Annotated in this window: 10 protein-coding genes; all 10 read right to left on the bottom strand. The window is 68.7% G+C overall.

From position 1 onward, the window contains the following. Window positions 1-2: 2 nt before the first annotated feature. Genes BMZ02_RS03590 through BMZ02_RS03635 form a run of 10 tightly spaced genes read right to left on the bottom strand, consistent with a single transcriptional unit; the run spans window position 3 to window position 13,143 of the window. Window positions 3-3,005, bottom strand: coding sequence for a PAS domain-containing protein (locus tag BMZ02_RS03590; RefSeq protein WP_091639974.1), 3,003 nt, complete (start codon window positions 3,003-3,005; stop codon window positions 3-5). Window positions 3,006-3,044: 39 nt separating this feature from the next. Then, window positions 3,045-3,809: a ParA family protein gene (locus tag BMZ02_RS03595; protein WP_091639976.1), complete on the bottom strand. Its 765-nt coding sequence runs from the start codon at window positions 3,807-3,809 to the stop codon at window positions 3,045-3,047. 17 nt (window positions 3,810-3,826) lie between these two features. Next, a complete protein-coding gene (locus tag BMZ02_RS03600) occupies window positions 3,827-4,072 on the bottom strand; it encodes a hypothetical protein (protein WP_091639978.1) in 246 nt (81 codons plus the stop codon). Window position 4,073: 1 nt separating this feature from the next. Next, window positions 4,074-6,728 (bottom strand): chemotaxis protein CheA, encoded by a 2,655-nt coding sequence (locus tag BMZ02_RS03605; protein WP_091639980.1) that lies wholly within the window; start codon window positions 6,726-6,728, stop codon window positions 4,074-4,076. Continuing rightward, the gene (locus BMZ02_RS03610) at window positions 6,725-7,096 is read right to left on the bottom strand and encodes a response regulator (RefSeq protein WP_091639981.1); all 372 of its coding nucleotides are present in this window, start codon (window positions 7,094-7,096) and stop codon (window positions 6,725-6,727) included. The genes BMZ02_RS03605 and BMZ02_RS03610 overlap by 4 nt, the downstream gene beginning before the upstream one ends. Then, window positions 7,093-7,968: a CheR family methyltransferase gene (locus tag BMZ02_RS03615; RefSeq protein ID WP_091639983.1), complete on the bottom strand. Its 876-nt coding sequence runs from the start codon at window positions 7,966-7,968 to the stop codon at window positions 7,093-7,095. Before BMZ02_RS03615 ends, BMZ02_RS03610 begins: the two co-directional genes overlap by 4 nt. Beyond that, window positions 7,958-8,602 carry a HEAT repeat domain-containing protein gene (locus BMZ02_RS03620; protein ID WP_091639984.1) on the bottom strand — a complete coding sequence of 215 codons (645 nt, stop codon included), beginning with the start codon at window positions 8,600-8,602 and terminating at the stop codon, window positions 7,958-7,960. The genes BMZ02_RS03615 and BMZ02_RS03620 overlap by 11 nt, the downstream gene beginning before the upstream one ends. Then, window positions 8,602-9,669 (bottom strand): chemotaxis-specific protein-glutamate methyltransferase CheB, encoded by a 1,068-nt coding sequence (gene cheB, locus BMZ02_RS03625; RefSeq protein ID WP_091639986.1) that lies wholly within the window; start codon window positions 9,667-9,669, stop codon window positions 8,602-8,604. Before cheB ends, BMZ02_RS03620 begins: the two co-directional genes overlap by 1 nt. After that, complete coding sequence (locus BMZ02_RS03630; RefSeq protein ID WP_091639988.1) at window positions 9,663-11,198, bottom strand: chemotaxis protein CheW; 1,536 nt, start codon at window positions 11,196-11,198, stop codon at window positions 9,663-9,665. The genes cheB and BMZ02_RS03630 overlap by 7 nt, the downstream gene beginning before the upstream one ends. Before the next feature lie 4 nt (window positions 11,199-11,202). Beyond that, window positions 11,203-13,143 carry a methyl-accepting chemotaxis protein gene (locus BMZ02_RS03635; RefSeq protein WP_171909793.1) on the bottom strand — a complete coding sequence of 647 codons (1,941 nt, stop codon included), beginning with the start codon at window positions 13,141-13,143 and terminating at the stop codon, window positions 11,203-11,205. Window positions 13,144-13,171: the final 28 nt, after the last annotated feature.

Raw genomic sequence — 13,171 nt, forward strand, 5'->3', positions numbered from 1 at the left:
CTCTAATGCTCCTCGCTGAAGACCAGAACCCGCCCATTCTGCCAGCGCCCCTCGGCCAGTTGCGAGACACGGAACACCAGGGTCCGGTGGCCACCATCCCTGCATGGAATGGTGGTCTTCCACGCGTCCGACACTTCCCCAGGCGTAGTGACCACCGGTTGTGTCTCGCCGAGCAGGTCCAGTAGCCGGTGCCCGACCAGTTCGGCCTGATCGCGGTTCAGCAGGGTCTTGGCCGCAGGGTTCACGTAGTCGATCACGCCCCGCGCGTCGGTCACCACGATCCCCTCGGTGACGCTGCGGGTAACCGTGCTCAGGAACTCCAGCTGTTCCCGCAGTTGCGCGTCGGCCACACGCATGGCCTCGAGCGCCTGGCTCTTGGCCAGCACCGCTCCGGCGAACTGCGCCAGCTGCACACCAATGGCCTCGTCGTCCGCGGTGAACTCCCCCCGGTAGCGATCGGCACAGAACACCACGCCAATAACCGTGGCATCGTGATTGACGATGGGGACACCCAGGCCGCAGCGCGGGAACGTGGGCTCGCCGTTCTCGTCCTCGTACTCGGCCTCGGTCAGCAGCACCGGCGCCCGGGACCGGCGCAGTTGCTCCCAGAGCCAGTCGGGGGCCAGCGTCTCCTGACTGCCGCCGTAGCCCGGATACTTCTGTGAGGCGGCGATCACGGATGACAGCCCGTTGTGTGCACCGTCATCCAGTACCGTCACCTGGCACAGGTGCGATTCCAGCAACTCCCGCGCCTCACGGGCCAGGGTCTCCACGGTTCGCCGCCAGTGACTGCTGGTGTTGAGCTCCAGGGAGATGCGGCCCAGCTCGCGCAGCCGCCGGGCGTAGATCTGCGCGCGGGTCAACGCTTCCTGCAGGTCCGTCTCGAACGCGACGCGCTCCGTCATGTCCAGGATGAAGGCCAGCACCCCGGTGGCCCGGCCGTCGCTGTCACGGGTGAGGGACAGGGAAATCATCGCCACGAATGGCTCCCCGTCACTGGTCTCGAGCTGCAGCTGCAGCTCATGCGCGCCCTTGGTGAGTACCGGCTCCATGAACTCCCGCCGCAGCGACAGCTGATCGGGGCCGGGGCGCAGAAGCCGCAGCGGCCCACCTACCATGGTATCGGCATCGTAGCCGAACAGCCGCTCGGCTCCGCCGTTCCAGAACGTGATGTTGCCCGCCAGATCCGAGCCGATCACCGCCTCATGAATATGTTCCAGGATCTGCGCCTGGAACCGGAGCTGATCCCGGCTCGCCCGCGCCTCGGTGACATCCCGCAGGTAAACGGCAATCCCGTCCTCGGCGGGATACACCCGGACGTCGAGCCAGCGGTCCAGCGTCGGGTCATGCACTTCCTCGGCCAAGGGCTGGCCGGTCTCCATGACCCGCGCATACAACGAATCGTAGATCGGGCGGTTGTCCGGAAACAGGTTCCGGAGCGGTTTGCCGATCACGTCCCGCTCCCTCACCCCCGCCAGCTCGCAGGTCACCCGGTTGACGTATGTCACGCGGTAGTCGGCGTTCAGCGTCATGAACCCGTCGGCGAGCCCGTCCAGGGTGTGCTCCAGGCGCAGGGCTGTCGCCTGCCGGTTCGCTTCGGCCTGTTCCCGTTCCTGGATTTCCCGCCGCAGCGCATGGGCATTACGGGCCGCGAGCACCGCACGCTCCCGGGCCAAGAGAGCAAGACGCATGGCCACCAGCCCGATCAATGCCAGCAACACGCCACTGATCAGCACCGCATCACCGACCCGCGAGCGCTCCTGGGCAAGAAACCGGGGCGCTGGCCACGCGGCGACAGTCCATCCGGCGCCGTGCACGGCCACGTCACGCTCGGCGCGGACGTGGCCGCCTGCATCCGGCCCGGCTTCGGGTCCGAACAGGTGCCTCCCGCCCGCTTCGCGGACCTGGAAGCGGAAGCCGGGCTCCACGCCCGCGCGGGCGTGCCGGAAGACCGTATCCAGGCCGCTCAGGCCGACCACGAACCCACCGCCATCGCCCGACCCCCGCACCGGGGTCAATGTATAGACGAACGCCCCGCCGTCCAGCGGCTGGAGTGCCGGCGAGAGCCGGGTACGGCCGCTGCGGCGGGCGGCCTCAAGGGGCATGGTGATGCGTGGGTCATGCCGCAGGCCACCCGGAGCGGCAATTTCAAGCCACAGGCGGCCCTGAATCCAGCGCGGCACCGCCTCATGATCGGCCATTCCGATCCCTTCCAGGCCGGCGAAATGGGCGATATAGGCTGCGGCGTCCTGCCGCCACTCCGTCTCGGCCATGTCCGGCCGCTCTTCGCTGCGCCCGGCCATACGCTCCATGGCGTCAACCCGCAGGTCGAGGTCCGCGGCAACCACGAGATGGAAGCGGTCGACAACACGGTCGGTGCGTTCCGCCCAACGCCCGCGCTCCTCATGCAGGATCACCTGCCACAGCACCAGCGTGCCGAGGAGCAGCACGCCGTACGCTGCAACGGGCAACACCAGGCTGGCGTGCTTCTCCGGTGGGGACGCGGCCCCGGACAAGGGCGCCCCCGACAGCGCGAGGCCGCCCGCGACCGCCAGTGCAAGCGCCTCCACCGGCATGCCGGAATACCCCATCAGGGCAGACGCGATCAGCCCCAGGGCGCCCACCACCCGCCAGGGGAAGAAGCGGCAATCCGGGAGGCTGGCGACCAGCAGCGCCGCACCGATCAGGCCGGCAACACTCCCCCCGGCAATGTCGGCCGGGGCCAGCCATCCACCCGACAGCGCCAGCAGCGACGCCGCAACGGCGATTGCGGCCAGTAGCGCCGCCACCGCCGCAACCCCGCCGACCAGCGCCATCCACCCGGCACCGGCCAGTGCCAGCGACAGCCCGGAGAAGAGCGACACCTCGCGCAACAGCGGATCGATACCCGAGAATCCGGGGGCCGCGGTGAGCGCCAGGCTGCTGGACGCCACGGTGATCATCGCCCCGAGCCCAAGCAACGCCCCCGCCAGGACCAGCCGGAAGGTGTCGAGCCAGGGCCTCACCTCGCGCCTCCTCCCTGCATGCACTGCCCTCCCTTGCTGTCAGGCGATCGACCAGAGGGCTTCCAGCTCGTCGGCGAGGAGCCGGTAGTCCATGGCACCACGACTTGAAGGAGCATATTCAAGGATGGAACGCTCTGCCGCAAATGCCTCGGCCAGCCGGATGTCGGAGCGGATTCCGCGGAGCATGCGGAAGGCACCGAACTGATGGGCGAGATCATCCACCACCTGGCGATGAAGCCGGACCCGTGGATCGCGCATCACGGGCAGGATGGCCAGGTACTGGAGCTGCGGATTCACGCGGCTGGCGATGCGGAAGAACAGCTGCACAAGCTGCCGCACGCCTTCGGCCGCGAGGGCGTGGGGCTGCAACGGCACCACCACACCGTGCGCCGCACCGAGGGCATTCTCCAGCAGGGCACCCGCGGACGGAGGGGTATCGATAATCACCCGCTCCCAGGGCGTTTCGGCCGCACCGATCAGCGCCGCCAGGCGGTCGGGCGGCGCATCGGGCTCGCGGGCGGCGCGGGTGTCTGCCGGGATTACGTCCACCCCCTCGACACGCGACGGCACCACCACGGCGGACAGGCTGTCGACGTCACCGGCCAGCAGCTGCTGGCTGCCCGGCTGTCCACGGTCCGGCCTCACGCCGAGGCCCAGCCCGCCGTGACCCTGGCTGTCCAGGTCGATCACCAGGGTACGTCGCCCCTGCCGCGCCCAGGTGGCCGCAAGATTCACCGCCGTTGTGGATTTGCCCGTGCCGCCCTTGCGGTTGGACACGGCGACCACGAAGGGTTCAGTCGTCATGGTCTACACCGGTGGCATCATGGTTGCGCGCCAGTGATCGCGGGGACGACCCAGCGAGACAGAAACGGATCGGATGGCTCCGCCGAGAGCGGCGGCCGCACCGCCATGAGCACCTGCAGCACGGCGGCGTGCAGATGGCCGGACTCCTTGAGATTGACCTTGCCCTGGGGATTGGCCTGCAGCCACTGCAGCAACGCCTCCGCTTCCTCCACGGTGCAGGTCCCCTCCAACCGGGCCACGGTCTTGCGGTAGTCGATAGGCATGTCAGAGCAACTCCCTGAGATTGAGTACCAGCAGCACACGGCCGTCGCCGAGCAGCGCCGTGCCGGAATAGGCGCGGATGCTGGCGAGCACCCCTTCCATGGGCTTGACGATCACGTCGAGCCCTTCCTGGAAGTCGTCCACCACCAGACCAACGGACCCCTCCGGCTGACGCACCACCAGCACCGTGACCTGGGGCTCGTCGTAGGTGGCGTCCACCCGTGCGCGGCGATCGCTCTCGGCGCCATCGAGCATGAGCAGCCGGTCCAGCCGGCGTAACGGGATCACCTGATCCCGCAGCACCACCGCCTCTTCCTGCTTGACCTGCCGGACGGCGGACTCGGGCAGCCGCACGGTCTCCACCACACTCTCCATGGGGACACCGAAGAGCTGGCCGGCCACCTCCACGCCCATGACGTAGGACACGGCCATGGTCAGCGGCATGGCGAGGCGCAGCCGCGTGCCCCGACCCTGCTCACTGGCCACGGAGACGGAGCCGCCGTAACGGTTGACCGTGCTGCGCACCACGTCCATGCCGACGCCACGGCCGGACAGATCGGAGACCGTATCGCGGGTGGAGAATCCGGGCGTGAAAATGAGCTGCAGGCTCTCCTGGTCGGTGAGCCGCTCGGCCTCCGCCTGGCTGATCAGCGCCTTGTCCACGGCCTTGCGGCGCAGCGCCTCCGGATCCAGCCCGCCGCCATCGTCCTCCACTTCGACGATGACGTGCTCACCCTCCTGACGTGCCGTCAGACGGATGGTCCCCTTGGCGGGCTTGCCTGCCGCCTGCCGCACATCGGGAGACTCGATGCCGTGGTCGATACTGTTGCGAACCATGTGTGTCAGGGGCTCGCCGAGGACTTCGATGACGGTCTTGTCCGCCTCGGTCTGCTCGCCTTCCTGAACCAGCTCGATCTGCTTGTCCAGGCGGCGGGAGAGATCCCGGACAAGGCGCGGGAAGCGCTGGAAGATCTGCGCCATGGGCAGCATCTGCACCTGCATGACGGCGCCCTGCATGTCCTGGGCGATCCTGCTGATGACGTTGAAACGCTCCTTCAGCTCCCGCGCCAGATCACGCACGCCGTACTCGTGCTCGGCCCGCTCCGCCAGAAAGGGGAAACTGTTCTTGGCCACCACCAGCTCCCCCACCAGGTCGCCAAGCAGATCAATGCTCTCGGCGTCCACGCGGAAGCTCTTGGTCAGCCGCTCGCCGCCCGCCGCCTCGGTGGCCGGCCCCGCTGGCGCCGCCTCGGTCACCGGATCGTCCCCCTGCACGATGGCGCGCAGCGCCCCGAACTCGCCGGCGGATGCCGACTCCAGCGCCGCATCCACGGCGTCGTCCCGTTCGCCCAGCGCGACCAGCGCGCGTTTGAGCACACGGCCAGCGGCGGCCACACGGCCTCCTGCCGTCTCGTCGTCGGCGTCCACCGCAGCCAGCATGGCCAACTGCTCCTGCATCACCGCGCGCAACGCCTGGGGGTCGATCGCGGACACCTCCGGCGCGGACTGATCCCCTGCCGGGGGCGGCTCCGGCGCAGGCGCAACCGCGGGTGCGTCTTCCGGCGCCGGGGTGGACGGGCCCGCAGCCGCTGCCGGTGTGTCTGCCGAATCGACGCGCACACCCAGCTGCCGCAGCAATGCGGCCACGTGGTCTTCGCGCCCGGCGTCCAGTGCCACCACCAGCCACGCGAGCAGGCTCCCTTCCCGGATCTCCGGGCTCACCAGGGTCGCCATGGCCTCGGCAGACCGCCGCAGGGCGGCCTGATCGCCGGCCGCGTGAAGCTCCGGGGCACTGGCCAGGAACTCCTCGAGCATGCTGGCATCACCCGGCTCGCCGCCCGGGAACACCAGTGCATCCGCGGGCACCCGCTCGCAGCGCAGGGTCTCCTCGTCCTCGAAAGCGAACTCGGCGGCCACGGTGTCCGCCCCGCTGCCGGACAGCCCCCGGAAACGCAGGCGGCAATCGTAGGCGTCCATGGACGCCGGGTCATCCCAGGGTGTGGCCGGCTCGATGGCCAGCCAGATCAGCCCCTCCACGTTCCGCACCAGCAGCAACGGGTCACCGCCGGTGAAGAAGGCACCACTCTCCGGCTGGAACTCGAACAGCGCCAGCTCCGCTCCCTCCTGCCAGGCGGCGGATACGGCTTCACGCCGCTGCGCGTCGGGAATCTCCGCAAGCCACTCGGGCTGCCAGCCGATCGGCTCCGGCGCAGCCGCCGGTGCCGGTTCTTCCGCGGCCGCCGGTGCCGCACCGTCCGCAGCGGGTGCGTGATCGTCGCCGGCCGCCCGACGGAGCCCGTCCACCAACCCCTGGCTGAGCCCGGCGGCGTCCGGCGGCAACACCTCGTCACGCTCGATGGCATCGATCCAGCGGTTGACCTGATCGAGCACGTCCAGCAACTGGTCCACCAACGCGCCGTGCAGCGGCCGTTCCCCCTGACGGACTTCGTCCAGCAGATTCTCGGCCTCGTGCATGAGATCGGTCATGGGGTCGAAATCGAACAGGCCGGAGCCGCCCTTGGTGCTGTGCATGGCCCGGAACACCCGGTCCATGGCATCCCGGTCGGCGGGATCCTTCTCCAGCGACAGCAACCCGGAGGCGGCATCCTCGAGGAACTCCCGGGTCTCTTCGACGAACTGTTTCAGCAGGGGATTCATGACAGTACTCCACTCATGAGCCGCACCCGGCTCAGCAGCACATCCGGCTGCACGGGCTTGACCATGTGCAGGTTGGCGCCCGCGCCCAGGGCCTGCTCCCGGTCCCCGGCGGCGCCTTCCGTGGTGACCATGATGACCGGCACGCCGATATCCGGTCCGTCGACGCGCACCCGGCGCACGCACGTGTAGCCATCCATCCTCGGCATGTTCACGTCCACCAGCAGCAGGTCATAGGGTGTATCGGCAAGACGCTCCAGCGCCTCAACCCCATTGACGGCCTCGTCCACGTCGAACCCGGCCTGCTCCAGCAGCTCCCGGTGGTAGAGGCGAACGGTCTGGGCGTCATCAACAACCAGTACGCGGGTCATGGCTGGTCCTCCTCCGGTCTCTGGTAGACGATGGCCTCGGGGAAGCGTGCGGGCTTGAACAGCGACGAGATGCGGCTCATGAACTCCGAGTGCCCGAGACAGATGTAACCGCCCGGGTTGAGCGCATCGTAGAGTGTCTCCGCTGCCCGCCTCCGGGCTGCATCATCGAAATAGATCAACAGGTTGCGACAGAACACCACATCGAAGCCGCGGTAGGGCCGGGTCTCCAGCGGGTCCTGGAGATTGACCCGGCTGATGCGGATGGAGTCGCGAATGCTCTTGAGAATCTGATGCCGGCCATCCGGCAAAGGGCGGAAATAACGCTTCAGCAACGCTCCCGGCAGTGCATGCAGTGCCCGCCCCTCGTAGATCCCCTCGCGCGCCTTCTCCAGGGCGCGGGTATCGATATCCGAGCCGACCAGTTCCACGTTGAATTCATCCACGGCGTCCCAGTACTCGAGCAGGTAGAGCGCCAGGGAATACACTTCTTCGCCGGTTGAACACGGCAGCGACCAGACGCGGACGGTTTCGCCCGGCTTCTTGCGCCGCACCACCTGCGGAAGCATGGACCGCACCAGGCACTGGAACTGGTACTCCTCGCGGAAGAAGTACGTCTCGTTCACGGTCATGCTGTTGACCAGCTCCTGCAGCTCGACCCCGTCGGTCTCGAAACGCAGGCGCACGAAGTACTCCCGGAACGTGTTGCAGCCGGTCGCACGCATGCGGGCCAGCAGGCGCTTGTCCACGTAGTAGCGCTTGTTCTCCTCGAACCAGTTCCCGGTCTTGCGATAGTAGAATTCGCGGAAGCGCGTGAAGTCCTCGAACCCGATGGCGGGGGCCTCCGCCGTCTCCCGGGAGGCGTCAGCGGTCATCACCGCCCTCCTCACCCGTGATGCGGCGCTCCGCCGTGCGGACCGCGAAGGCAATGAAGGGCTCACCGGGGAAGCGCCCGGGCAGTTGCCGCAGGGCCGCGAGGCAGTCGTCATCGCCCACCTCGGCGAGCACGTCCACGGCGGCGGCACAGACGTTGACGTGCCCGTCGCGCTCGAGCACCCCGCGGAGCCACTCCGGCACACGCTCGTGGCGCAGCGACTCCAGGATGTTCACGGCGAAGATGCGCACGTCGGAATCGGAGTCCGCCAGCAGCTCGTCCATGTACCCCGCGGCGAGTTTCGGCATGCCCTGGAGCACCTCGATGGCGCCGTTGCGCAGCCCGGCATCTTCACTGCGCAGCAGCGGCAACAGCCGCTCCTGGACTCGCTGGCCACCGGAAACCAGCAGTGCGGTCAGCATGGCATGGCGGCAGCCTTCGTCCTGTTCCCGTTCCAGGGCATCGCACAGCGCGTCCACGGCGCCCTGATCACCGGCCAGTTCACGCGACGCCCGCCGCCGCGCCACGGGACGCCGGTCATCGAGCTGCGCGATCAGCCCGTCACGGTCACGGGAAGCCTGGCGCCGCTCTTCGGCCGGGGTCGCATCCGGATCGTCGCGTCGGATCAACGGCATCAGGCCACCTCCCCGTCGCGGAGCCAGTCCAGCAGGCAGGCGCCAATCCGATCACAGGGCAGGGTCTCCTGGGCGCCGCCCTGTTTGATCAGCTCGTTCGGCATGCCGAAGACGACGGCCGTCTCCTCCGACTCCGCGATGGTTCGCGCCCCGCGGCGGTGCCAGGCCGCCATGGCGGCGGCACCGTCGTCGCCCATGCCGGTCAGCATGACGCCCACGAGGGCATCGGCATCCACCAGGTCATCCGCGCTCTCCAGAAAACGTCCGACGGAGGGATGCCAGAGAAAATCCGGATTGGCCGGTGTGGGCACCAGCGTCAGCCCCTGGGCACGGCGACTCAGGGTGATGTCCGCATCGCCGCGGGCGATGTAGATCACGCCTGGCTCCAGCGCGGTGGGGCGGCCCACCTCCTGCACGGCCATGGGACACATCCCGTCCAGGCGACGTGCGAACACGCTGGTGAAGCTGGCGGGCATGTGCTGGATGACCAGCACGGGCCAGTCCAGCCCGGCCGGCAGCCGTGGCAGGATCTGCTCCAGGGTCCGCGGCCCGCCGGTGGAGACACCGATGACCAGCAGCCGCTCCGATGCCCGGCCGGCAGGAGCAGTCTTCACCGGCGCGCGGGGCGGCGGCGGTTCCACCGCATGCCTGGCCGGCTGACCGGTGCCGCGGCGCCCTGTGGCCGCGGCACGGACTTTCGCAACCAGGTCCCGCTGGATGCTCTCCAGATCGGTGGAGATGGTGCCGCCCGGCTTGGCAACGTAGTCGAAAGCGCCGAGCTCGATGGCCTCGAATGTTGCCAGCGCGCCTTTTTCCGTCAGGGACGAGACCATGATCACCGGGCAGGGATTGTCCATGACCATGAGATGACTCAGGCAGGTGAGACCATCCATGGTGGGCATGTGGATATCCAGGGTGATCACATCCGGCCGCAGCCGCCTGACCTGCTCCAGGGCGTCCTCGCCGTTCCGGGCGATCTCCACCCGGATATCCTGCTCCGCTTGCAGTGCTTCCCGCAGTGCGCGACGCATCAGGGCCGAATCATCGACCACCAGAACAGTCAGCATGATGTCTCCAGGGTTGCCATGACGACCTCTTCGGCCGCCGCTTCGACCCGCGCGGCCAGGCCGGCCGGGTCCAGTAAAAGCGTCATGCCGCCGTTGTCGTCCATGGCGACCCGCGTGAGCAGGTCGGTGTGTCGGGTGGCGCTGTCGGGCGCCGGGGCAATGTTGTCGCGGGCCACCTGTTCGACGCTGAGCACAGCGTCCACGCCGAATCCGAGCCAGCCGGACTCCCTCCGCAGCACCAGCACACGGGCACGGTCACTGTCGGGCACCGGACCGAGCCCCAGGTAGTCGCGCAAGCCGATGATGGGCAGGATACTGCCGCGCAGATTCAGCGCGCCCTCCACGAGTGCGGGTGCCCGTGGCACCCGGGTGAGCCGCTCGGGTGGACGGAGAATCTCCTTGACCGCGCCGATGGGAACGCCATAGGGGCGCCCCGCCAGCTCGAACGTCACGAAGTGCTCGACCGACTGCGCGTCATCACCGCCATCGGACACATCATCACGATTCAGCACCCGCGCCAGGTCGCGGTCCTGCAACAGCCGCTCGGCGTCCAGGACGGATACCAGACGACCATCCTCCAGCCGTCCCACGGCACTGCACTCCTGCAGACCTCCGGCCTGGCGCATGATCTCCGGCAGCGGATCCACCCGGTGGCCGGGGACCCGCAGCACCTCTCTGGCAGCATCCGCCACCAGCCCCACCACGGCGCCGTCCAGGGAGTCCCGGTCGCCGGCAAGCGGCACCACGAGCACCCGTCGCTCCGCCTCACCATCGTTCCGGGGCAGGTCGAAGTAACGCGCCAGATCCAGCAGCGGCAACGGACGATCCCGCCAGTCGGCAATGCCGAGCATGGCGGGCGGGCCGTCGGGGACGGCGGTGGTCACCTCCGGTTCACGCAGGATCTCCACCACCTGCCGCAACGGAAGGGCGAACGTCTGCCCCGCGACATCCAGGCCGATGAGTTCGCGCCGCTGTTCGGTCGCCTCCGCCGGCTCGGCCGACTCGCCAAGGCTGCCGCTGCCGGAGCGCTCCATGGCCTCGCCGGAAATGGCCTCCAGACCGACGCTGGCAATCAGGCGCTCCAGGTCAACGCACTGAACCAGCCGGTCGCAACGGTGCACCACACCTTCCAGCCAGGGCAGGTCGACAACGCCGGTGACGTTCTCCGCTGGCCGCACGTCACCGGGGCCGAGAACGGTCGCCTCCAGGACCGCGTCCACGAGCAGCCCAAGCCCGTCGCGCATGGTGGTCACCAGAACCCGCGCGTCCTCGCCGGGCGGGGTGGCGGGATAGCCCAGTAGCTGACGCAGGTCGGCCACGGGGATGACCTGGCCGCGCAGGTTCACGGCACCGATCACGGCATCGTGGCTGAGCGGAACCGGGGTGACCTCCGGGACGCGGATGATCTCGCGCACCGGCTCCATGGCGACCGTATAGGCGCCGTTGCCCAGCGCGAACACCAGATGCTGGCCATCGCTCTCCCCGGGGGCCGCAGGTGCGTCGGCGACCATGTCGATATCGGCGCTCACGGGGCTAGCCACCGTTCTGGAGCTGATCCGCCAGGGAGGCGATCTCCTCGGCGGCGGCTGCCAGCTCCTCCCCGGCCTGATGCTGCTGGGTCGCCGCCGTGGCCGCCTCGCCGGTCGACTGCTCGGCTTCCGTGGCGGCAGCGGCAATCTGTTCGATGCCCGACTTCGCCTCGCCGACGGACGCGGTAATGGTACGGGAGGCCTCGGCGATCTCGCGGTTGCCTTCCAGCACCCGTTTCACCGTGTCTTCCACCTTGCGCAGGTCGCGCAGGATACTCTCGTTGTTCTGGGTCTCCTCGTCGGCGCTTGCGGCGATCTGCTCCATGAGCGAGCGCACATCGGCGATGTCGTCCTGGGCCAGGCCGACCACTTCCTCGATCCGGCCGGCGTTCTCGGAGGCGTCCGAGGCCAGGTTCCGGATGTCGGTGGCGACCACGGTGAACCCCTTGCCGTGCTCACCGGCCCGGGCCGCCTCGATGCCACCGTTGACGGCCAGCATGCTGGTCTGGACGTTGACCATGTTGATGCCCCCCATGGTCTTGTCGATGCGGCGGGTGACGAGCTCCAGCTCGCGCACGCGCTTGCGCACGTCGCGGGACTGATCCGCGCCGGTCGCCACGCTACTGGCAAGCTCCTCGACGGTCTGGCGGTTCTCCTGCAGCTTGGTGAACGCTTCGTCGCCCAGCTCCAGGATCTTCTGCGCCTGCTCCGACGCCTGGTTGGCACCCTGTTCGAGCTGATTGATGGCGGCTGCCGCCGCCTCGCCGGCACGGCTCTGCTGGCGGGCCCCCTTGTTGATCTGCTCGATGGCGGTGGACACCTGGGTGGACGAGCGGTGGATCTCCTCCACTGACGTCGCCAGCTGCTCCGCCGCCGCGGCCACCTCCTCGGCGCTGCGGTCGATATCGGTGTTGTCGCGGAGGTTCTCGGACAGCTCCGAGAGATTCTCGGTGGCCTCCTGGCACTGGTTCAGTGCATTGGTCTGCTCGCCCGCCATGCGCACCGCCTCCTCACAGGCGGACGCCTGCTCCTCGGCGGCGCTGGCGATGGTCTCCGCCTCTTTCTGCACGCGCTCGGCCGCCTCGGCCGATTCATCGGCAATCCGCCGGATGGACTGGCCGCTGGCCTGCATGCTCTCCATGGACTTGCGCACGTCATCGAGCTGCTGGGTAATGCGGTCACCGGCATCGGCGTTCTTCTGGCCCTGCTCCGCGGTGCTGCGGATGTCGCCGGTCACGGCCTCCACTTCAGTCTGAATGCGCGTGACCAGCTCCTGGATTTCGGAGGCGCTCTTCTGGGACAGCTCGGCGAGGCTGCGCACCTCGTCGGCCACCACGGCGAAGCCCTGGCCGTGCTGACCGGCCCCGGCGGCTTCAATGGCCGCGTTCAGGGCCAGCAGGTTGGTCTGGTCGGCGATCCGGGTCACGGCCTTGACGATGTCGCCCACCTCCTCGGCCCGCTTGGAGAGGGTGTCGGCGCCTTCCACCGCACGCCCCTGGCGTTCGATGCCCCGCTTCACCACATCCACCAGATCCTCGATGGCGTCACCGCTGCTGGTGACCTGCTCGGTCATGGTGTCGAGCCGCTTCACGGCAGCGCGGGTGTTGTCCCGCTGCTGGGTGACCGCAGTCGCCACCTCGGAGACCGACCCGAGGGTTTCCTGGGAGGACCCGGACGCCTGCTCGGCGCCCACGGCGATCTGGTTCATGGAACGGCGCAGTTCTTCGGCCGCGGACGAGGACTGGGCGACGCTGCTGCCAAGCTGCGCCACTGCCGCGGCAATCCGCTCGGCCGCCTGCTGGCGTTTGGCCAGGGTGCGCGCCCGGCGCCGCGCCGCCTCCGCCTCGCGACGGGATTGCTGCCCGTTGTCGCCAGTGGAGCCTCCCGACTCCGCGTCGTGCTCCGAACCACTGCTGTCCAGTTCGGATTTCTTCACCAGAGCCATTTGCATCTCTCCGTGCTGGGGATTCGCA

Origin of the sequence: Aquisalimonas asiatica (assembly GCF_900110585.1) — a bacterium.
GTDB classification, from domain to species: Bacteria; Pseudomonadota; Gammaproteobacteria; order Nitrococcales; family Aquisalimonadaceae; genus Aquisalimonas; species Aquisalimonas asiatica.